This is a genomic window from Klebsiella quasipneumoniae subsp. quasipneumoniae (genome assembly GCF_020525925.1).
GTDB lineage: Bacteria > Pseudomonadota > Gammaproteobacteria > Enterobacterales > Enterobacteriaceae > Klebsiella > Klebsiella quasipneumoniae.
On sequence record NZ_CP084876.1, the window covers coordinates 2,582,738 to 2,603,525 of the forward strand.

Here is a 20,788-nt window from a genome sequence, read left to right on the forward strand (position 1 = left end):
CTCATCCTGTTACCTCAATGTGCAGCCGCAGAGCGGGCGGTGAATTTTTCGCCCACAATCAGGTTAACGATATCGTTCAGGCTGGTGTCGGACACCCGTCTGTCAGCGACATTGGTACCTTCATACATCACCATGATCCGGTCACACACCAGGAACAGGTCCTGCAGGCGGTGGGTAATCAGAATCACGCTCACCCCGCGAGCGGAAACGCGGCGAATGAGTTCCAGCACCGCTTCGACCTCCGCGACGGCCAGCGCGGCGGTGGGTTCGTCCATAATCAGCACTTTCGGGTCAAAGGCCGCCGCGCGGGCGATGGCAATAGCCTGGCGCTGGCCGCCGGAGAGATTTCGCACCAGCAGGCGGGTATCCGGAATAGAGATCCCCAGCCCTTTAAGCATCTCTCTGGCATCGGCGTGCATTTTGGCCTCGTCGAGAAAGGGAATACCGAGGACCGATTTCATCGGCTCACGGCCCATAAACAGATTGCCCGCGACGTCGACCGTGTCGCAGAGCGACAGATCCTGATAGACCATCTCGATATGGCAGCGGCGCGAATCGGCCGGATTGGTAAACTGATGCTGTTCACCGTCGATACGAATCGTGCCGCTGGAGGGGATCACCGCGCCAGAGAGCACTTTGGTGAGGGTGGATTTCCCCGCGCCGTTATCGCCCACTAAACCCAGCACTTCGCCCGGGGCCAACTCGAGGTTAACGCCGCGCAATGAACGTATCGACCCGTAGGTCTTGGTGATATTGATCATCTCCACCCTTGGCGGGGTAGTTTGTGGCTGCTGCATCTGATAACTCCCATCGCTATTGCCGGGAAAATGTTCGCCATCCTGCGGGAGAGACTCTATCCGACACGGTTTACAATCTAGTAAACCGGTTTACCTGTGGAACAGAGCCCTCGCCAGTACAGTCAGGACAAACGCTATGTAAGATATTTGTTCGCCAGTAAGAACACTGCAGCATCCGTGCCAGGGCAGGAACAACACAGCAGCCCTGTAACTTAACCTTATGTATTCAATAGATTTTATTGATTACAATCCGGTAAACCGGTTTACTGATTATAGTGAATAAATTGTTAATTGATCGTTTTTTGCGCCAAAAACGGGCGCTTTTGCGTCATTATGGGACATGCTTAACAGATCTTGATCGAGTCGCGACCAATCCATTCAACCGGCAGGCGGGTTTCCGCAGGGATATCCGGATCGTCGTTTAGCAGGCGCATCATGATGTGCACCGCGGTGCGCCCCAGTTCCCGGGCGGGCTGGCGGATAGTGGAGATCCGCGGCTGGGTAAAATCGGCGTAATTGGCGTCATCGAAGCCGACTAGCGAAAGCGCCTCCGGCGCCTGGAGCCCGCTGGCGCGTAGACCGTCAAGCAGACCGAGCACCAGATAGTCGCTGGCCGCGAAGACGGCGGTAGGGCGAACCGGTTGGCTGAAGAGGTGCCGCAGCGCCTGCTGGCCAAACTCGCGCTGATAGTCGCCGTACATCACCCATTCGGGCGGCCAGCTCAGGCCGGCTTGCTCCATCGCGGTGCAAAAACCCTGATAGCGCTCACGGACGCTCATCAGTTTGTCCGGGCCGCCGACGAAAGCGATATGACGATGCCCGGCGGCGATCAGTTTTTCGGTGGCGATGCGCCCGCCCTGAACGTTATCAGCAAACACTTTTGGAACCTGACTCCCGGGAATATCTTCATCCAGCAGGACAATGCGTTCGTGACGCTGGATCTCCTTGCGCAGCAGGCCGTTATCGGGGCGGTTGGTGGTGAACAGCAGACCGTCTACCTGGCAGGTATCCAGCCAGCGGATGAACTGGCACTCTTTTTCCGGGTTGTTGCGGGTGATACACAACACCAGGCTGTAGCCGCTGGCAGAAGCGGCCTCTTCGGCAGCGTCGGCCAGCTCGGCAAAGAAGGGGTTGGTAATGTCGGGGAGCACCAGGCCAAGCGTCTCGCTGCCGCCTTTGCTCAGACGGCGCGCCAGGCTATTGCCGCGATAGTCCAGTTCGCGAATGGCGGTTTCGATACGGTCGATGGTGTCCTGCGGCAGCACAATACTGTTGTTCATATAGCGCGACAGGGTCGCTTTCGACAGTCCCGCCAGCTTTGCCACATCAGATAACAATACGCGTTTTATACTCATTTCCTGCGCCATCTCTGCCAGAATCGGCTATCTGTAACATAGTTAAGCGCGGTGGATACAGCAATTTCTCTGTGCGTAATAACCGAAAATAAATGCTTGACAAATTTTAATCAGCAGAGAATTGTATAGACAGTTTACCGCATCATCCGGGAAGTCATTCCCAAACCCGTTTAAGTCATTCCAGTCGCGCACCGACACGGACCGGTTGCCGGGATGACATTAAGCAGGTATCCGCCGAACGATCGATGATTGTTCTGGCCATATAGACGATATTTGCCCGCCCAAAAAACAATCCTTCTGCGTTCGCATGCGGCGCGGAACTCTGCTGGCTATCAACTATTCCCGACGAGGATACTGATGATGTTATTTCACACCGGAAAACTGCGTTTACTTGCTGTCGCCACGACCATGCTGGCATCGATGAGTTTTATTTCTGCCGCCAGCGCTGCCGGTCCGACTTATGCGCTGGTGCAAATCAATCAGCAGGCGCTGTTCTTTAATTTGATGAATAAAGGCGCGCAGGATGCGGCTAAGGCCAGCGGCAAGGATTTAGTTATTTTCAACTCAAACGATAATCCCGTGGCGCAAAACGACGCGATAGAAAACTATATTCAGCAAGGCGTTAAAGGCATTCTGGTCGCCGCTATCGACGTTAACGGAATTATGCCAGCGGTAAAAGAAGCCGCCGCCGCTAACATTCCGGTGATTGCGATTGATGCCGTATTACCGGCCGGACCACAGGCGGCCCAGGTCGGCGTGGACAATATTGAAGGCGGCAGAATTATTGGTAAATATTTTGTGGACTACGTGCAGAAAGAGATGGGTGGCAAGGCGAGGGTGGGGATTGTCGGCGCGCTGAATTCGGCCATCCAGAACCAGCGGCAGAAAGGGTTCGAAGAGACGCTGAAAAGCAATCCGAACATTACCATCGCTAACGTGGTCGACGGGCAGAACGTGCAGGATAAAGCGATGACCGCGGCGGAAAACCTGATCACCGGCAACCCGGATCTGACAGCAATCTATGCCACTGGCGAACCCGCGCTGCTCGGCGCTATCGCCGCCGTAGAAAACCAGGGGCGGCAGAAGGATATTACAGTGTTTGGCTGGGATCTGACGGCGAAGGCGATTTCCGGTATTGACGGCGGCTACGTAACCGCCGTCCTGCAGCAGGATCCGGAAAAGATGGGCGCCGAAGCCCTGAATGCGCTGAACAGCATCACGTCGGGAAAAACCGTGCCGAAAACCATTCTGGTTCCGGCGACGGTGGTGACCAAAGCGAACGTCGATGCTTACCGTCCGCTGTTTAAGTAGGTCAACGCGCGCCGTCCTGGGTTAACAGGGCGGCGAGCTCATGGCTGCCGGGAAACGCGCTGAGCGTTCCCCGGCGGCTAACGGTTATGGCGGCAGCGCGGCTGGCGTGCGCCAGCGCCAGGTCATCCGGCGCGACGCCGCGCAGCAGGGCGGAGGCCAGCATGACGGCGAGGAACGTATCGCCTGCGCCGGTCGTATCAATTGCTTCGGCGGGCACGGCGGGACAAAACTGGCGCTGTTCCGCCTGAACCAGCCAGGCGCCAGCGGCGCCCTGGGTTATCACTAAGGTTTTCACCCCATAGGGCTGAAGCAGCTCGGCCTCGGATTCATTGACTACCGCGATGTCGACGAGCGGCCACAGATGGCAAAAGTCAGGATTGACGGGCGAGGGGTTGAACACCGTGGTCATGCCGAGAGTTTTGGCGTACCGGAACAGCGCCCGCGTTTTATCGAGGGAGAAATTGCCCTGCTGCAGCAGAATATCGCCGGCGGCGGCATCCGCCATATGCGGAATAATATCCTCAAGGCTGAAGGCGTCGGCAGCCGCCGTCGTGGTAATGATGGCATTGTCGCCATCAGCGCTATTTAAAATAATCGAGGTGTCGCTATGTTGATTGAAAGGGTCGTCGGGAAGTAAGGTCAGTGGTTCATTTTTTATCTGCTGGCGGATCCAGGCGCCGTTGCTGTCATTTCCCGTGGCGGCAATTAAACGCGTCTCTATTCCACAGCGGGATAATATAATCGCCTGATTCGCGCCTTTACCGCCGATATCCTGCGAAACTTTAACGCCGTGAATGGAAGTGCCTTTTTTCGGTATATCCGGAATAGACCAGGTTTCATCGACGGCAATATTACCGGTAACGTAAACACGCATAGTGTTCCCTTAACAGGATGGATAAGATGGTTGCTATCTCAGCAGAAAAAACCAATGCAATACAAGCTATTTTTTCACGAAGCAAAGCCGTTATTGGCGTTATTCATTGCGATCCTTTTCCTGGTGCACCTAAATATCGAGGAAAATCAGTCTCCGATATTGTTGAGCGTGCGCTTCGCGATGCTGAAAATTATATTTCAGGCGGTGTTCATGGTCTGATTATTGAAAACCATGGCGATATTCCGTTTTCCAAACCTGAGGACATCGGCCATGAAACCTCCGCGCTGATGGCGGTCATTACCGAGAAAGTTCGTGAGCGGTTTGCGGTCCCGCTGGGTATTAACGTCCTGGCTAACGCGGCGATCCCGGCGATGGCCATCGCGCTGGCGGGCGGCGCCGATTTCGTCCGCGTCAACCAGTGGGCCAACGCCTATATCGCCAACGAAGGATTTATCGAAGGGGCGGCCGCAAAGGCGTTGCGCTACCGCAGTATGCTGCGCGCTGAGCATATTCGCGTTTTTGCCGATAGCCATGTCAAGCACGGTAGCCATGCCATCGTCGCCGATCGTTCGATACAGGAGCTGACGCGCGATGTCGATTTCTTCGAGGCCGACGCGGTGATCGCCACCGGCCAGCGCACGGGCGATAGCGCCACGATGGCGGAAATTGACGAGATCCGCGCGGCGACGGCGCTACCGCTCCTGGTGGGCTCCGGGGTAACGCCGGCTAACGTGAGGCAGATCCTCGGGCGGACCCAGGGGGTCATTGTGGCCAGTACGATGAAGGTCGATGGCGTCTGGTGGAACGATGTTGAGCTGGCCCGGGTGAAGCATTTTATGTCGGTCGCTCAGGCCGCGCTGGAGGAAGCCTAATGGAAGCGTTTAGCGAACGCCTGCTGCGCGAACATCAACCGGCGTGGCAGGCGATGCAGCAGCACCCGTTTGTCACTGATATTGAACAGGATCGACTGCCGACAGCGGTCTTCAACCGCTATCTGGTGTTTGAGGGCAACTTTGTCGCGACGGCCATCGCGATTGTTGCCCTCGGGGTCAGCAAAGCGCCGGGTATTCATCAGCAGCGCTGGCTGATTGGCGTGCTGAATGCCCTGGTTGATACGCAGATCGCGTGGTTTGAGCAGGTGCTGTCAGCGCGACAGATCGATCCCGCTGGGTACCCGGATGATTTGCCCGGGGTACGGCGCTTTCGCGACGGTATGCTGCGAACCGCCCGCGAGGGCAGCTATGAGCAGATCGTGACCCTGATGTTCGGTGCGGAGTGGATGTACTATCGCTGGTGCCGACGGGCGAGCGAACATCGACAGAGCGATGCTGATTTACGACGCTGGGTGGAAATGCACGCGGAGGACGAATTCTACCAGCAGGCGCTCTGGTTAAAGAACGAACTCGACCGTTGCGCCATGGCGCTGAGTGAAAAGGAAAAGCAAGCGCTGTCGGCGCTTTACGGTGAAGTACTGCAGTGGGAAATTGATTTCCATCACGCTGCATACGAGGAATAGCCGCGAGGTGACTCACAGGAGGCGCCGGAAGCGGCGTCTCCTGAAATCTTGCTCAGGTAGTCCGCGTCTTATCCGGGCATTGCCTCTCCAGCCATTGTACGACGAGGGGCCATCATTTCTCTGCATGGCTGGGGGCTATGTCCGCTTCCATTTCGTGTCGCCTTGCCGGAATACAGACTTTCCTGCCGTAGTGGGGCAAATATCCTGCACTTTGACGCTTATTGATTATACTTTGATGGTGGCTTGTGCTGCTTCAGGCAGTTGACGCGAGGGCGGGTAGCAAACCAGCCCCCTGACATTGGGTCAACAGGTCCGATGATGATGTGATCATGTAACAGTCGAGGAGGTATGGAAAGATGGGATTATTAAGTTTTGTGAAAGAAGCGGGCGAGAAAATATGGGACGCCGTCTCCGGCGACAGTAAAGAAGAGCGGGCCGATAAACTGAAAAAACATATCGATGGTCTTAATCTGCCTGGCGCCGAAAAGGTCAATATTGATGTTGCGGACGATGGCACCGCCACGGTCACTGGCGATGTTGCTTCGCAGGAGGATAAGGAAAAAATTCTGGTAGCGGTCGGGAATGTCACTGGCGTAGGTCAGGTCAGTGACGGCGTTAAGGTGACGCAAAGCGGGGCGGAAAGTCGTTTTTACACGGTCAAATCCGGTGACACCCTGAGCGCTATCTCCAAAGCGATGTATGGCTCTGCCAATGATTATCAACGTATTTTTGAAGCCAATAAACCGATGCTGACGCATCCCGATAAAATCTATCCGGGTCAAGTGCTGATTATCCCGGCGAAGTAGGCCGTTCATTCCACTCAGTAGTAACATCAGTGATGGCAGGGATACTTGCTTTATACCGTCGTCGGGAGCAGCTGCGGACATCAATTCCTCTCTCAACGGCAAAAGAGCCAGCAAGCTGGCTCTTGTTTTCCCGGTTCAGGCGCTTACTGTGCGTCAGCCAGCGCCAGCCTGGCCTCTTCCTGCTCGCTGTTTTTACGCTGTTGCTCAAGCTCCAGCGCGCCGCGATGGGAGAGGTAGCAGAACAGGATGCAGCAGACGATCCCGCCCATCAGCAGATAGAACCCGCCGTGCCAGCCCATTTTATCCACCATCACGCCGAACAGGCTGGTGCCTAACGAGGCGCCAAAGATATAGCTCATAAATCCGCGCAGGCCCACGGCGGAGCCAACGGCAAAGCTGGGGACGATCTCCATGGTCTGGACCGAGGCCAGAAACTGCGGGACGTAAATCAGGCAGCCCACAATGGCCGCAAATACCGTGACCATCAGCAGTGATTCGCTTTTCCAGTAGCCGATCAGACAGATGAAGATCAGCGCCATGCAGATCATGGCTAACGGCATCCGGCGGCCTTTGAACAGCTTATCGGAAAGCCAGCCGGCCAGCAGGGTTGACGGAATCGCCGCCCATTCAAAAAACAGGAAGGCGACGCTCATCTGCTCTTTAGAAAAATGTTTCACCGTCAGCAGGTAGATTGGCAGCCAGCTGATCATGCCGAAACGCACCATATAGACAAACACATCCACAAGGGAGACATACCAGGCGTTTTTGTTACGCAGGACGTAGGTGCAGAAGATCTGGAATGCGCTCATGTTCTCCGGCGCTTTCTGGGCGTGTTTGGTCTTCAGCACCACTTTCTCTTCCGGCATCATCTCTTCCAGCGAAGGCAGGCCCTCCTCGCGCGGCGAACCTTTACCCAGCACCAGTACGCTGATGGCGAATACCACCGCCACGCAGGCCGGCACAATGTAGCTGGCGCTCTGCCAGTGCTCGGTACCGAGAATCGCAAACGCGGCGCCGACGATCGGGGCGACAATTCCGCCGCCGACGTTATGGGAAATATTCCAGAAAGCTCCTACGCGGCCACGCTCCCGGCGCGGAAACCAGTTCGCGATGGTAATGAAAGAGGGGCCGACCCCCATCCCCTGAAACAGGCCGTTCAGGACAACCAGCGCAGCAAAAACCCAGAATGCGGTGCTGAATCCTAACCCGACGTTGACGATGGCGCACAGTACGAGACCGCAGGCCATAAACACTTTCGGGCTGGCTTTATCCGCGAGGCTGCTCATCACGCCTTTACTGATCCCGTACGCGATGAGCATACAGCTGCTGAGCAAACCGATCTGCGTGGCGCTAAGATCTAACTGTTCTTTCAGATAGGGCGTGGATAAGGTGAAGTTATTGCGCACGATATAGTACGCCAGATATCCCAGAAATACGCTTAGCAGCGCCTGCATACGGTATCGACCATACGTTGCCTGAATTTTCTCAGCAGGAACTGTATTCGCCGACGGCCCTTTTTTTAATAATGATAACATGTCGTCACCTGTATTTTATATTGATGTGAACATCAGGAGCATTCGGCCTGAAGTGTGAAATAAGCGGCCGTAAAATACAAATCGTCGAAATGAGTCAAAACTGACTCAAACTAATGAATTGATGGGTTGATTTTGACTCATATTGAATGAGCGAGAGCCTGCGGAATTAATGTTGCGCTGATTTTATGTCCGGCTTGTGCGGACTCTAACAAATTACCCAATCATTATCTGGTAATCTTTAGCGATATTCCCGGGCGCCCGTTTGGCTATTTTTCCGCTCGCGGTGATTAATTCGCCAGCTGTCATAAACGGGTAAGTTTTGTCTCAACGTAATTTTTTTGGTATTTCAATATTTATGAACGGGATCACAAACATGTCTCTTCGTCGGGGCGGGATAGTGAGCAAAATGCTCGCGATGCTGCTGCTGACCGCCTGGCTGAGACCCTGTGCGGCGCAAAGCAATGAGCTGGTGATGGCGACGACATTTTCTCCCAGCGCCACCGTGTGGATTATCGATCGCTGGCAGAAAGAGCCGGGGTCAGTGACGATCAGGACGCTCAACCGCACCAGCGCCTCGCTGGAACAGCTGCTAGACACGGCAAATGCCGAAAATGTCGATCTGATCCTGACCTCGTCGCCGATGCTGCTGCAGCATCTTCAGGAGCATAAAAAGCTGGCACCGTTCAGCGGTGCGCCGGCAGTCAGCCAACAACTGGTGCCGGAATCCATTCGCTCCACCTCCGTGGCCGTAGCGATTTCCGGGTTCGGTTTGCTGATTAATCGCCCGGCGCTGATGACACGGCACCTGCCTGCGCCAGCGGACTGGGATGATCTGACCGATCCTCGCTATCAGGGGGCGCTGCTGATGAGCAGTCCGTCGCGTTCGGATACCAACCATCTGATGGTGGAGTCGCTGCTGCAACAAAAAGGCTGGATTAAGGGATGGGCAACGCTGTTGATGAGTGCGGGAAATCTCGTGACCATCTCATCCCGCAGTTTTGGGGTGGCGGATAAGATTAAAAGCGGCCTGGGCGTGGCCGGTCCGGTGATTGATAACTACGCCAATCTGCTGATGAACGATCCGCACCTGGCTTTTACCTATTTCCCGCAGTCGGCGGTTTCGCCGACCTATGTCGCGGTGCTTAAAAACAGCCAGCACGCCAGCGAGGCGCGGCGGTTTATTCGCTATCTGTTAAGCCCGGAGGGCCAGACGATCCTCGCCGATGCCAATACCGGGAAATACCCGGTAACGCCCCTGGCGGCGGGCAATCCGCGGGCGGCGCAGCAGGCGGTGCTGATGAATCAACCGCCATTGAACTATCGGCTGATCCTCAAACGCCAGCGCCTGGTGCAACGGATGTTCGATACGGCGATCAGCTTTCGTCTTGCTCAGCTAAAAGATGCCTGGCGAGCGCTGCATAGCGCGGAGGCCCGTCTCAAGCGTCCGCTGCCCGAGATTCGCGCGTTGCTGACCCGTGTGCCGGTCGATCCGGCGAGCAGCGAGGATGAAGCCTGGCTGGCTCAGTTCGACAATAAGAGCTTCGCGGAACAGCAGATGATGGAGTGGCAGCTCTGGTTTCTCAACAATCAGCGGCAGGCGATTAATAAACTGGAAGAACTGAAATGATGGGCAGGTCCATGCTGCAACGTCTGCGGCAAATCAGTATCAGTAGCAGCCTACGCGGGGCTTTTCTGATGGGGGCGCTGCTGACGCTGATTGTCAGCAGCGTCAGCCTCTATTCATGGCATGAGCAAAGTTCGCAGATCCGCTATTCGCTGGATGAGTATTTTCCGCGCATCCATTCGGCTTTTCTGATTGAAGGTAATCTCAACCTGGTGGTCGATCAGCTCAATGAATTTCTGCTGGCGCCGAATACCACGGTACGCCTGCAGCTGCGCAACCAGATTATCCAGCATCTGGATAAGATAGAGCGGCTGAGCCAGGGGTTGTCGCCGGCAGAACGGCAGCAGCTGGCGGTGATATTGCAGGACAGCCGCGCGCTGCTGGCGGAACTGGATCGCGTGCTCTACAACATGTTTCTGGTTCGTGAAAAGGTGGGAGAGCTTTCGGCGCGGATCGACTGGCTGCACGATGATTTCACCACTGAGCTGAATTCGCTGGTGCAGGATTTTACCTGGCAACAGGGAACGCTGCTCGATCAGATTGAAGCCCGACAGGGGGATGCGGCGCAGTACCTGAAACGCTCCCGGGAAGTGCAGAATGAACAACAGCAGGTCTATACGCTGGCGCGTATTGAAAATCAGATCGTTGACGACCTGCGCGACAGGCTCAATGAACTGAAATCCGGGAATGATGACGGCATGCTGGTGGAGACGCATATCCGCTATCTGGAAAACCTGAAGAAAACGTCGGATGAAAATATTCGTGCGCTGGATGACTGGCCGAGCACCATTACCCTGCGACAAACGATCGATGAGCTGCTGGAAATTGGCATGGTGAAAAATAAGATGCCGGACACCATGCGCGACTACGTTACCGCGCAAAAAGCGCTCGTGGAAGCCAGCCGGGCCAGAGAAGCGACGCTGGGACGCTTCAGAACGCTGCTGGAAGCCCAGCTTGGCAGCAGTCACCAGCAGATGCAGATGTTTAATCAACGTATGGGGCAGATTGTCCGGGTCAGCGGTGGGTTAATCCTGGTGGCGACGCTGCTGGCGCTGCTGCTGGCGTGGGGGCTGAACCATTATTTTATTCGCTCGCGGCTGGTGAAACGCTTTACCGCGCTGAATCAGGCGGTGGTACAGATTGGTCTGGGCCAGACCAAAGCGACCATTCCGGTTTACGGGCGCGACGAGCTGGGACGTATTGCCGGTTTGCTTCGCCATACCCTCGGTCAGCTTAATGCGCAAAAACAGCAGCTTGAACAGGAGATAGGCGAGCGGAAAGCGATTGAGGCCGATCTGCGTGCCACTCAGGACGAGCTGATCCAGACCGCTAAACTGGCGGTGGTGGGGCAGACGATGACCACCCTGGCGCATGAGATCAATCAGCCGTTGAATGCGCTGTCGATGTATCTTTTTACCGCAGAAAGGGCAATCGAGCAGGGACAGACGGAGCAGGCGCGGACGACGTTAAGCAAAGCGGAAGGGCTGATCAACCGCATTGACGCGATTATCCGTTCCCTGCGCCAGTTTACCCGCCGCGCAGAACTGGAAACGCCGCTGCACCCGGTCGATTTGCGCCAGACCTTTACCGTGGCGTGGGAACTGCTGGCGATGCGCCATAAACCTCAGCAGGGGACGCTGCTGATACCGGATGACGCCGTCTGGATCCTGGGAGACGAAGTGCGTGTTCATCAGGTGCTGGTGAACGTGCTGTCAAATGCCCTTGATGCTTGCCCGCACGCAGCGCAAATCACCGTGAGCTGGCACATCCAGGGCGAAAGGCTGTGCGTGTTGATTGCCGATAACGGCCCCGGCTGGCCTGCGGCCTTACTCCCTTCGCTGTTAAAACCGTTCACTACCAGCAAAGCCGTGGGGCTGGGAATAGGGCTTTCGATAAGTGTTTCGCTGATGACGCAAATGGAAGGGGCGTTGCGCCTGGCGTCGACGTTTACGCGCAGTGCCTGCGTGGTGCTGGAATTCAATTTGACGGATGTAAAAGATGTTGAGTAATCACTGTTCGATTCTGCTGATTGATGATGATGCCGATGTGCTGGATGCCTATACGCAGCTGCTTGAGCAAGCGGGGTATCAGGTCAGTGCCTGTAATAATCCTTTTGATGCGCGGGAGCAGGTGCCGAAGGACTGGCCCGGCATTGTTTTAAGCGATGTCTGCATGCCCGGCTGCTCCGGAATCGATTTAATGACGTTGTTTCATCAGGATGACGATCTGCTGCCGATTCTGCTTATCACCGGTCACGGCGATGTGCCGATGGCGGTGGAGGCGGTGAAAAAAGGGGCCTGGGATTTCCTGCAAAAACCGATCGATCCAGGCAAGCTGCTCACGCTGGTGGATGCCGCGCTGCGTCAGAGGCAATCGGTGATCGCCCGTCGCCAGTATTGTCAGCAAAAATTACAGGTTGAGCTTATTGGCCGCAGCCAATGGACGGATCGGTATCGCCAGCGCCTTCAGCAGCTGGCAGAGACGGATATTGCGGTATGGCTTTACGGCGAGCCGGGAACCGGCCGGATGACCGGCGCGCGTTACCTGCACCAGTTAGGGCGTCACGCCGAAGGTCCGTTTATCTCCTGCGAACTCAACACGGCTAACGCCCACACGCTGAATGAACTGATCGCGCAAGCCCAGGGCGGGACGCTGGTCTTAAGCCACCTGGAGCATCTGTCTCACGGGCAACAGCATCATCTGGTACAGCTGCAGAGTCATGAGAAACGGCCTTTTCGCCTGATTGGTATCGGTAATGCTTCGCTGGTGGCGCTGGCAGCCAGCAGCCAGATAGTGGCGGAACTCTATTACTGCTTCGCGATGACGCAAATTGGCTGCCAGCCTCTGTCAAAGCGACCTGATGATATTGAGCCGCTGTTTCATCACTATTTGCAAAAAACCTGTCAACGGCTGAATCATCCCGTCCCGGAGGTGGATGCCGGTCTGTTGAAGGGGATGATGCGGCGGGTGTGGCCAAATAACGTTCGCGAACTGGCGAACGCCGCCGAGCTGTTTGCGGTGGGGGTATTACCGCTCGCGGAAACGGTGAATCCGCAGATGCTTGTCGGCGAACCGACGCCGCTGGATCGGCGGGTTGAGGAGGTCGAGCGGCAGATCATCACCGAAGCGCTGAATATCCACCAGGGACGTATCAATGAGGTGGCGGAGTATCTGCTGATACCGCGTAAAAAACTCTATCTCAGAATGAAGAAGTATGGCCTGAGTAAAGAGCACTACAAAGGGGTTTAGGCATGGCGCCAGACGATGGTTAATAATATCCTGAATGGTTCCTGCGCCGGAAATAACGATGTTTTTACGCTAAATGGGCTGGGAAGGGTGAACCCTTATGAATACCTGAAAAAAGAGGACACCATTTTTTAAATGGATTTTTTATATAGATTTGCAAAGGTGAAGAGGTAAAAACTTAAGCGCCTGTTATTTTTTTATTTTATAGAAGGAATTCTGAGTGAAGCGCATTAACGAACGTGCCTGGGAAGTGTTTGGTATCTATGGAAGGGTTTGTGAAAGCTGCTCCGGGGCGATCGCATTAAGCCTGTTGCAGGCGCTGGCGATGTTTGGTTGCCTTGAGAAAAGAGAGGCTGGCGGGTTAACGCTGTATTGCATTCTGACTTTCATCGCCGTTGTGGCGACGATCGGTTTTTTTGCCTCTCTGATAAGTATAGGAAGAACAATTCATATACAAAGTGAAGGTCATAAGGTAGCTGAATTCCTGATTTCCAGCGTTTTTTATCCGGTCGTTATCGGTATCCTGCTTTCGGCACTTGCGACGCTTCAATCAATATAAGGTGACATCAGGCGTAAGGACCACAGAGCGATCTCCACGCCATCATTTGAAAGTGGCATGAATAGGTGAAGGTCGATTCCGATTTAACGAAACGAAGCTGCATCAGGCGGCTCGTCGCATCGTCGACGTAGACCAGTGAGGTACACGCGGGCGCACGGTTCTCGAACCAGTGGTGGTCGCAACCATCAATCTGGATCAGTTCGCCGCAGCAGGCCCGAAGATAACGTGACTGCTGAATTTTCGGCGCACGTTGTTTGCGGGGGATCCAGAGACCGGCTTTAACCATGAGTGAACGGACAGTCTCTTTGGACAGATGAACATCATGCAGTTCTGCGAGTTTCTCACACGCCAGCGTAGACCCAAAGTCGGTATAGCGCTCGCGGATAATATTGAGCGCGTACTGTGCAAGGTCATCTGGCAGCTGGTTATTGCTGAGATTTCAGGTTAGCGATATCTGGCGAGCCTGATTCACGGCAGTGCAACAGAAGGCGTCGGTACTGGCGATCAGATATACTCAGGCGCTGTGTGGCCATCAAGTGTGGTCAGACTCCGGTCGACAACGTCCTGAATGATTTTGAGTCGGTTAACTTCGTCCAAAGTGAAAACGTCCGCTGCATGAGCCGTTATCAGAATCCCTCGATGGTGAATCTACGTGTCACTTATCCAGGAGCAGGCCTTACAACTCAGCCACCATAATCTATGTCTAGCCAATGTTGAAATGTCGTGCTGAAAACAAAGCTGACCTGACGTCAGTGGAGAGTCTGGACAATGCCTTTTTAAGGTTGAGTCAGGCTTTGGAGGAAGAACGTGGTTGCCAGGTTTTCTCGGCTATCATCAGTTTACGTACGGTCTCTTTTGAAATCCGGACACCGTATTCTGTGGTCAGAATTCGCCAGATGGCTGACGGATTCATACCCCGGCCGCGTGAGCGAATAAGCTGCAGTGCCTGATCTCTGATGGTGGTGTTTAACTGATGATTGCCGGGCTTTCCACGGCGCCGGCTGACCAGACCGGCTGGCCCCAGCTCGCGATAGCGCTTAATCAGGCGGGAGCACTGACGACGGGTGAGCTCCATGGACTCTGCCACTTCTGCCAGCGTGATTTCCCGCGCCATATAGGCTTCAATCAAATCCAGGCGTAGCGCTTCGTGAAGTGTCAGGAGCACTGGTTTGTTGTCGTCCATTTTTCTCTCATCTGTCGGCCATATCAGATCCACAGGTGAGGGAAGGGCTCATCGCTTCAGGCTGGGGATAAAATCCTGCGGACTGGCCAGCACCGGGTTGATCGCCCTGAGCTCTTCCAGTGCACGCTCCTGAGCGCGCCTGCGGGGCATTTTTGTACTGCGCATTCGCTTTCCTTCAGCCTCCAGCTCGTCCTGTTTCTGCTGTGCCAGCCTCAGAACGGCACCCAGTCGTTTGTTATCAACAACCGCCCCCTGATCAACGCAGGTCAGTTTATCGAAAATCTTATAACCCAGTGGCCGGTGCTGATGCCGGAAAGTAATGCTTCCGTCAGGGTAATCATAAACGGTAATTTTTTCACCTGCTATGCGCGTATTTTGTTCGGTGGGTTCAATGATATACATGACTTTATCATACTGAAAAGTCAGTGCTTTCGATAAGGTCCGTAGCTCCTGCCAGGCGAAGATATCATTCAGCTCCAGTGGACTCTGTGTGACCGCACGGTGCAGATCTTTAGGGTATTTTGCCGGCCGGGAGAAACGACGGTTAAAATCAGACATGAAATGTTCAATCCACTGATTGGCTTCAGCAACCGAGCTGATGTTCTGCAGGCGCATCTCTTTAATCAGTCGATCCTGGAGCGTTTTATTTACCCGTTCCACGCGACCTTTTGCCTGGCTGCTGTTGGCACAAATCAATTCGATCGCCAGTTCCCGGAGAGCCCGTCCGAACTGGGTTGTGCCGGTACGTCGGCTCTCGGGTCCGCTGACCCTGAACACCGCATGCTTGTCGCTGTAAAATGCGACAGGTTTACCATGTTTATCAATGTATTGCCGGGTAGCCATCATGTAGTCAAACGCGTTTTCTGAATCACAGAATCGCAGGTGCATCAGGCGACCTGTGGCGTCATCCATGAAGACCAGAAGACAGCATTTTGGGGCTCTTCCTTCGAACCAGTCATGGTGAGAGCCATCGATCTGAACCAGTTCGCCGAAACAGTCGCGACGATAGCGCGGCTGGTAAACCCGGGTTCGCCGGCGGGAATGAGGACGCCAGAGACCGTCGGCTGTCATCCAGTTACGGATGGTTTCAACGGAGAGATATATATGATGGCGTTCAGCCAGTTTTTCGGTTGCGAGCGTTGGGCCAAAATCTGAATAGTGGCACCGGATCAAATCCAGGGCTTTACAGCGTGTTTCTTCATCGATCCGGTTGTTTGCAGGACGTCCACGGCGGGAAGATGCAAATGCGGTTGCGCCATCTGTCCGGTACAGACGCACAAGACGCTGCACCTGACGAACACTGAGCTTAAGTATGTCTGCTGCGTCGCGCTGAAGCAAAGCCCGGTCAAATACTCGCTGAATGATGCCAAGCCGGTAAAGTTCTTTGTCTGTCATAGTCACCAACATAAGATCGCGGTCCTGTGCTGAGCAAAATGAAGGCTTAGCGTACACGACGCGTGTGAATTGTGCTGAGACGACAATAACGCTTTGTGCTGACAATCTAAGTGCGCATAATGTATATTATGTTAAATCATGTTGACTGTTAACTTACTCCGGGTTTTGCAGGCGTGCACTGTTACGTAAATACAGAGATAACTGAGCCATCTTGGAGTCAGTTCACTGGCGAGTTCTGGTGCCATTTCACGTAATTTTTGCCCAACATAAGTTAAATCACCTACTGTGGTAAATAAGTTCATAAGACACTTCCACTAACTGATAAATCAATACGTTAGGATTTCTGATCTCCCTCTCGCTTCATGCATTACGTAAAGTGTGCATTTAGTTCATAACCGCCCACAGATTACGATTAATCATATACTTACCTATCCACCAACTTCTTCATGCAATACGTTATGTTTGCTGGTCACTTCGTTCATGTTCATATTTTTTTCATGAGGTCATTCTGTAATCCGCCCGGCAGATAGACTGACCCACTCTGAAATCATACTTTATGCTCAGCGGCGGACTGAGGAACATTACGGAAGCTAATGGCCAGACGGTTCCACGCGTTCATCAGGCTTATCGCCAGCGTAAGATCAAACAGCTCTTTTTCAGTGAACAACGATGCATTTCCGGGATGAGAGCCGCGCCTGGCAGCTGGCCCGGCGATGAGGGTGACATGTTCGGCCCATGCCAGGGCGGCTTTTTCTGTTGCTGAAAAAAGCTGACCGGAATGAGCCCAGACCTGAACCAGCGCAAGCTTCTCAGGCCCGATACCAGCTTTAGTCAGCATACGCGTGTGCAGATCCGTACAGAAGGCACACCCGTTAAGCTGGCTGACCCGCAGGTAAACCAGATCCAGAAGGTGTTCATCCAGGCCGCAGTGGCTGAGGTAGTGTTCAACCTCACTGTAGGCCAGGACGCCCGCAGTGGACGTCCTGGCATAGTCAATCCGGTAGCCCATCGCTACTACTTCTTGCTGTCAGGCGTGGTTAATTTCGTGTCACCGGTGTCAGCAACGAACACGGCCAGCAGTTTTGCCGGTGCTGTTTTACTGGCGTTCCGGCTGACCACATGATGCGCCCCGGGGTCCTCATACCAGCTCTCTCCGGCGCGGTAGGTCCGTTCCGGTTGCCCGGCGATCTGGCTGATGATTTCACCCTCAACGACATAGGCATAAATAAATGAGGAAGAGGCATGAGTATGGGACGGAGAAGCTGCTCCTGCCGGATAGATGACCTCAACCGCCGTAAGCGTTTTACCCGGAACATTAGGCAAAGCATGCGTGAAGTTCGGCTTAACGATTTCCTGTGTGCCATGATCTTCCGTGCCGTGTGCCAGAACGGTACCCGAAAAGGTAAACGCCAGAGCGACAGCGGCAAGAATATATTTATTTTTCATACTGTATCTCCTGAAAGAGAGAATAATTTTAATGGGTGATATTGCCTGTTGCACCAGGAGTAAAAGGAACGGTGCGGGTGTCAGATATTTTCCTGTGCAGACATATCCCGTCTGAAACGGTCATATTGTTCATCTGCCCACCGGGAAATTTTAAACTCTACGAGCGGCAGGGTACCGATGATCCGGGTGCCATGTTTCACCCGCAGGAGCCGCCTGACGGCCAGAGACGACATGCGGGCAGTCCACCAGTATACGCCCCCGGTCACTTCCGTCCTGTTCACTGAGACAGAATACTGCGGACTCGGACGATAAATGCGCCTGTCCGCTGAGGCCTGATGCCAGAACGTTCTGTCATAAAGAAAGCGGGTGGCGTATTCGGCGGCAGAGGGCCCCAGTCCGAACCGGTCATTCCAGATGGCCTCGATCTGCTCTGGGTTGCCTGCCTGATGCCATCGCCCGCCGGGACCGGGGTATGGACGTAAACCACCCCGGGACTTAACGTTCTGCCTGAGTCATTTACACCGGCCGCAAGCATAAAGGGCTTGCTGCATGAATCGCTGATTTCCACTATGTAGTACCGCTTCCCGAGCAGCATGCAGCGTCTTGTGGTGAATGCCGGATTTATTCCGCCAGCACAGGCCAGGTCACCAAACAGCATCTCATCACCCCTGTCGTCGTCCCCTTCGCACCCGATAAAAAGGTATCGCGCACCGGGAAAGACGGCGTTGGCAAGCGACAGCAGCGCATAAACCCTGTAAGCGGTACCGGATGCGGACGCCGGAAGAACTTCCCAGTTCGCGCCCGTGCGCCCTGCCCTGAGATAAGCTGTCATCAGGTTGTCCTGAAACAGCGGGGCGTCATTCGTGTCCGGACCAGCGTTCATTGGATAGCTGGCAGGCATAATGCCATAGCCACCGGGCAGCATTTCATGGATACCTCAGACGCCCGTCGCTTCCTGAGGCACATTGCGGAAACTGATGGCCAGACGGTTGTAGGCATTGATCAGGCCAATAGCCATCGTCAGGTCCGCCAGCTCCTTGTCCTCAAAGACGGCAGAAGCGGCTTCGAACGCCTCATCCGGGACGTGGGTTTCAGACACTCTGGTTACCGTTTCGGCCCAGGAAAGCGCTGCTTTTTCGCGCTCGCTGAACACGTCGCCAGCTTCGTCCCATACCTGAACCAGCGCCAGTTTAACGGGGCTGAGACCCTTCTTGAGAAGATCGCGGGTGTGCATATCCAGACAGTATGCGCAGCCATTTATCTGGCTTACACGCAGGTTAACCAGCTCCACAAGCGTATTCTCAAGGCCGCACTGCGCGACGTAGGCATACACGCTGCCCAGCGCTTTCACACCGGCAGGAGAAGTTTTAGTATAATCAATGCGTTGGCTCATTTTCATTTCCTTTTTGGTTCAAAGTAAGTCAAGCTTATCAGCTGGATTTACACTGAAAAGAACCAAAAACAGAAGATTTTAATGTACCAGGAATGCCTCCGGCTCCGGATTGCATCCGGTGGAGGACGTAAAAAAGCAGATAAGCCAGTCCTTTGCCCCGCGCATGACAGTATGTTGCGGGCGGGGGCAGGAAAGCGGAGAGGTTAATGAGCAGACAGCCCCTTGCAGTGACGATAGACCGAAAGGCACGAATATCCATATCCGAACAGATCCGGATAGCTATCACGGAAGCTATCATGAGCGGCGTGCTGGCACCAGGCGCAAGACTGCCTTCCTGGATAGATCTCGCCACCCAGCTGGGTATCTCACGCGGAACCGTAAAAACGGCCTATGAACGTTTATCCGATGAACAGCTGATTGTCATGTCACGCGCCAGCGGTACCTGCGTCGCCGACAGCTTTCCTGTCAGAAAGGAGACCCGTTCCCAGCCGGAGCCCGTACCGGACTCTGAACTCTACCAGGATTATCTGTTTCCCTCCGGGGATTTTCAGATGGGGATCCCTGCCAGCGATGTATTTCCAGTCCCCCTGCTTTCCCGGCTTTTCTCTTCCGCCGCCCGTCAGGTCATGTCGGCAAGACAGTGCTACGGTGACCCGAGGGGGGAAAGTGAGCTGCGCCGTGAAATAGCCGGGCAGCTGCTCCTTTCAAGGGGCATCAGATGTCATCCTTCCCAGATTTTCATCACCACCGGCTTTACGGGCGGGCTGGGGCTTATCCTGCATGCGCTGTCCCTGCACGGACGTCAGGCCTGGGTTGAAAATCCCGGGTTTCCTCCCGCGAGGAAAGCCCTGTCTCTTGCCGGGCTGACAACCGTGCCGGTAAGGGTGGATGCCGAGGGGATGGACGTTGAGTACGGTATCCGTCAGGCACCGGATGCAGCTGTCGCCCTGGTCACCCCGGGTCAGCAGGCTCCTCTGGGAATGACGCTGCCGCCGGAACGACGTAAGCTTCTTCTGGACTGGGCGGATCAGAACGGAGGGTGGATCCTGGAAGATGATTACCTGGGCGAACTTCAGCTCAGCCGCAGGGCTGCGCCGTCCCTTCTGTCTCAGGATACCTGCGGCAGGGTGATCCATATTGGCTCCTTCAGCAAAACCATCAGCCCGGCCCTGAGACTGGGTTTCGTGGTTGTGCCAGCCCCACTGGTCGCAACGGTTTCAGACGTGGCGGCCTGCCTCTCCCCTGCGCCCGACCCGGCGATTCAGTTGGCTGTCCGTTCATTTTTAAGCGAGGGACACTTCCTGCGTCATCTGCGGAAAATGAAACGGATCTATCACGCCAGAAGTACGGCACTGGTGGACATCATGAAGGGCTACGGTTACACGGCCGGTATACACGGGTTATCGGTTCTGATAGATCTCCCTGAAGGGGCACAGGACCGCACTATTGCACACTATGCCTACGGTTTCGGACTCGCCCCTTCGCCTCTGTCCGGGTGGTTCCAGCCGGGCTCCCCGTCACGGGCAGGGCTGTTGCTTGGCGTGTCCGGAAAAGAAGGTGAGTCACTGTCACTGGCCTGCGAACGGCTGCATCGTCTTATCCGGAAGCTGGCGTAGGGCAGCCGGTTAAATCTGGTACAGCATAAATAAACGTTTTTGGTTCTTTTTAATGGACCAGCGCTTCCCTATCCTGATCCTGTTATCAACAAATGCCGGAACGGATCACCACCCGGCAGACTGAACGGGAAC

The 20,788-nt window shown here is 54.8% G+C and carries 19 protein-coding genes and 1 pseudogene; 9 read left to right on the plus strand and 11 right to left on the minus strand.

The window, feature by feature from the left end; translation table 11 throughout:
• Positions 1 to 14: 14 nt before the first annotated feature.
• Positions 15 to 761: an ATP-binding cassette domain-containing protein gene (locus tag LGM20_RS12570; RefSeq protein WP_162823512.1), complete on the minus strand. Its 747-nt coding sequence runs from the start codon at positions 759 to 761 to the stop codon at positions 15 to 17.
• A 380-nt stretch (positions 762 to 1,141) separates the two neighbouring features.
• Complete coding sequence (locus LGM20_RS12575; RefSeq protein ID WP_032428845.1) at positions 1,142 to 2,164, minus strand: LacI family DNA-binding transcriptional regulator; 1,023 nt, start codon at positions 2,162 to 2,164, stop codon at positions 1,142 to 1,144.
• A 345-nt stretch (positions 2,165 to 2,509) separates the two neighbouring features.
• Here LGM20_RS12575 and LGM20_RS12580 point away from each other — a divergent pair, with 345 nt between their 5' ends.
• The gene (locus tag LGM20_RS12580) at positions 2,510 to 3,463 is read left to right on the plus strand and encodes an ABC transporter substrate-binding protein (RefSeq protein WP_044523245.1); all 954 of its coding nucleotides are present in this window, start codon (positions 2,510 to 2,512) and stop codon (positions 3,461 to 3,463) included.
• 1 nt (position 3,464) lies between these two features.
• Here LGM20_RS12580 and LGM20_RS12585 read toward each other — a convergent pair whose 3' ends face one another.
• Positions 3,465 to 4,337: a PfkB family carbohydrate kinase gene (locus LGM20_RS12585; protein WP_044523243.1), complete on the minus strand. Its 873-nt coding sequence runs from the start codon at positions 4,335 to 4,337 to the stop codon at positions 3,465 to 3,467.
• A gap of 26 nt (positions 4,338 to 4,363) precedes the next feature.
• Here LGM20_RS12585 and LGM20_RS12590 point away from each other — a divergent pair, with 26 nt between their 5' ends.
• The 3 genes from LGM20_RS12590 to lysM all read left to right on the plus strand — a co-directional run bounded on the left by LGM20_RS12590 (position 4,364) and on the right by lysM (position 6,659).
• The gene (locus LGM20_RS12590) at positions 4,364 to 5,209 is read left to right on the plus strand and encodes a BtpA/SgcQ family protein (protein WP_044523239.1); all 846 of its coding nucleotides are present in this window, start codon (positions 4,364 to 4,366) and stop codon (positions 5,207 to 5,209) included.
• On the plus strand, positions 5,209 to 5,853 hold the full coding sequence (locus tag LGM20_RS12595) for a TenA family protein (protein WP_044523237.1): 645 nt from the start codon (positions 5,209 to 5,211) through the stop codon (positions 5,851 to 5,853). The genes LGM20_RS12590 and LGM20_RS12595 overlap by 1 nt, the downstream gene beginning before the upstream one ends.
• 356 nt (positions 5,854 to 6,209) lie before the next feature.
• Positions 6,210 to 6,659: a peptidoglycan-binding protein LysM gene (lysM, locus tag LGM20_RS12600; protein ID WP_023289703.1), complete on the plus strand. Its 450-nt coding sequence runs from the start codon at positions 6,210 to 6,212 to the stop codon at positions 6,657 to 6,659.
• Positions 6,660 to 6,802: 143 nt separating this feature from the next.
• On the opposite strand, the gene pgtP is transcribed toward lysM, so the two are convergent.
• Entirely contained in the window at positions 6,803 to 8,194 is a 1,392-nt protein-coding gene (gene pgtP, locus LGM20_RS12605; RefSeq protein WP_044523233.1) for a phosphoglycerate transporter PgtP, read from the minus strand.
• 406 nt (positions 8,195 to 8,600) lie between these two features.
• On the opposite strand from pgtP, the gene pgtC reads away from it, so the two are divergent.
• From pgtC to LGM20_RS12625, 4 genes are all read left to right on the plus strand, one after another.
• Positions 8,601 to 9,821, plus strand: a complete 1,221-nt coding sequence (gene pgtC, locus LGM20_RS12610; protein WP_044523231.1) for a phosphoglycerate transport regulator PgtC — start codon at positions 8,601 to 8,603, stop codon at positions 9,819 to 9,821.
• Positions 9,818 to 11,827: a two-component system sensor histidine kinase PgtB gene (pgtB, locus tag LGM20_RS12615; protein ID WP_044523229.1), complete on the plus strand. Its 2,010-nt coding sequence runs from the start codon at positions 9,818 to 9,820 to the stop codon at positions 11,825 to 11,827. Before pgtC ends, pgtB begins: the two co-directional genes overlap by 4 nt.
• The gene (gene pgtA, locus LGM20_RS12620; RefSeq protein ID WP_044523226.1) at positions 11,817 to 13,067 is read left to right on the plus strand and encodes a two-component system response regulator PgtA; all 1,251 of its coding nucleotides are present in this window, start codon (positions 11,817 to 11,819) and stop codon (positions 13,065 to 13,067) included. Before pgtB ends, pgtA begins: the two co-directional genes overlap by 11 nt.
• Before the next feature lie 217 nt (positions 13,068 to 13,284).
• A complete protein-coding gene (locus LGM20_RS12625; RefSeq protein WP_044523224.1) occupies positions 13,285 to 13,623 on the plus strand; it encodes a hypothetical protein in 339 nt (112 codons plus the stop codon).
• Between the two features lie 61 nt (positions 13,624 to 13,684).
• Here LGM20_RS12625 and LGM20_RS12630 read toward each other — a convergent pair.
• From LGM20_RS12630 to LGM20_RS12660, 7 genes and pseudogenes are all read right to left on the minus strand, one after another.
• Positions 13,685 to 14,250: pseudogene (locus tag LGM20_RS12630) on the minus strand (transposase family protein); the annotation flags it as partial.
• Between the two features lie 160 nt (positions 14,251 to 14,410).
• A complete protein-coding gene (locus LGM20_RS12635) occupies positions 14,411 to 14,806 on the minus strand; it encodes a helix-turn-helix domain-containing protein (protein ID WP_004143398.1) in 396 nt (131 codons plus the stop codon).
• 48 nt (positions 14,807 to 14,854) lie between these two features.
• Positions 14,855 to 16,201, minus strand: a complete 1,347-nt coding sequence (locus LGM20_RS12640; RefSeq protein ID WP_077253535.1) for an ISNCY family transposase — start codon at positions 16,199 to 16,201, stop codon at positions 14,855 to 14,857.
• A 547-nt stretch (positions 16,202 to 16,748) separates the two neighbouring features.
• The gene (locus tag LGM20_RS12645; RefSeq protein WP_044523150.1) at positions 16,749 to 17,210 is read right to left on the minus strand and encodes a carboxymuconolactone decarboxylase family protein; all 462 of its coding nucleotides are present in this window, start codon (positions 17,208 to 17,210) and stop codon (positions 16,749 to 16,751) included.
• Between the two features lie 5 nt (positions 17,211 to 17,215).
• Positions 17,216 to 17,647 carry a cupin domain-containing protein gene (locus LGM20_RS12650; protein ID WP_044523148.1) on the minus strand — a complete coding sequence of 144 codons (432 nt, stop codon included), beginning with the start codon at positions 17,645 to 17,647 and terminating at the stop codon, positions 17,216 to 17,218.
• Between the two features lie 277 nt (positions 17,648 to 17,924).
• Positions 17,925 to 18,572, minus strand: a complete 648-nt coding sequence (locus LGM20_RS12655) for a hypothetical protein (RefSeq protein ID WP_044523145.1) — start codon at positions 18,570 to 18,572, stop codon at positions 17,925 to 17,927.
• 12 nt (positions 18,573 to 18,584) lie between these two features.
• A complete protein-coding gene (locus tag LGM20_RS12660; RefSeq protein ID WP_044523143.1) occupies positions 18,585 to 19,040 on the minus strand; it encodes a carboxymuconolactone decarboxylase family protein in 456 nt (151 codons plus the stop codon).
• A gap of 296 nt (positions 19,041 to 19,336) precedes the next feature.
• Here LGM20_RS12660 and LGM20_RS12665 point away from each other — a divergent pair, with 296 nt between their 5' ends.
• Positions 19,337 to 20,656, plus strand: a complete 1,320-nt coding sequence (locus LGM20_RS12665) for an aminotransferase-like domain-containing protein (protein WP_231791721.1) — start codon at positions 19,337 to 19,339, stop codon at positions 20,654 to 20,656.
• Positions 20,657 to 20,788 lie beyond the last annotated feature (132 nt).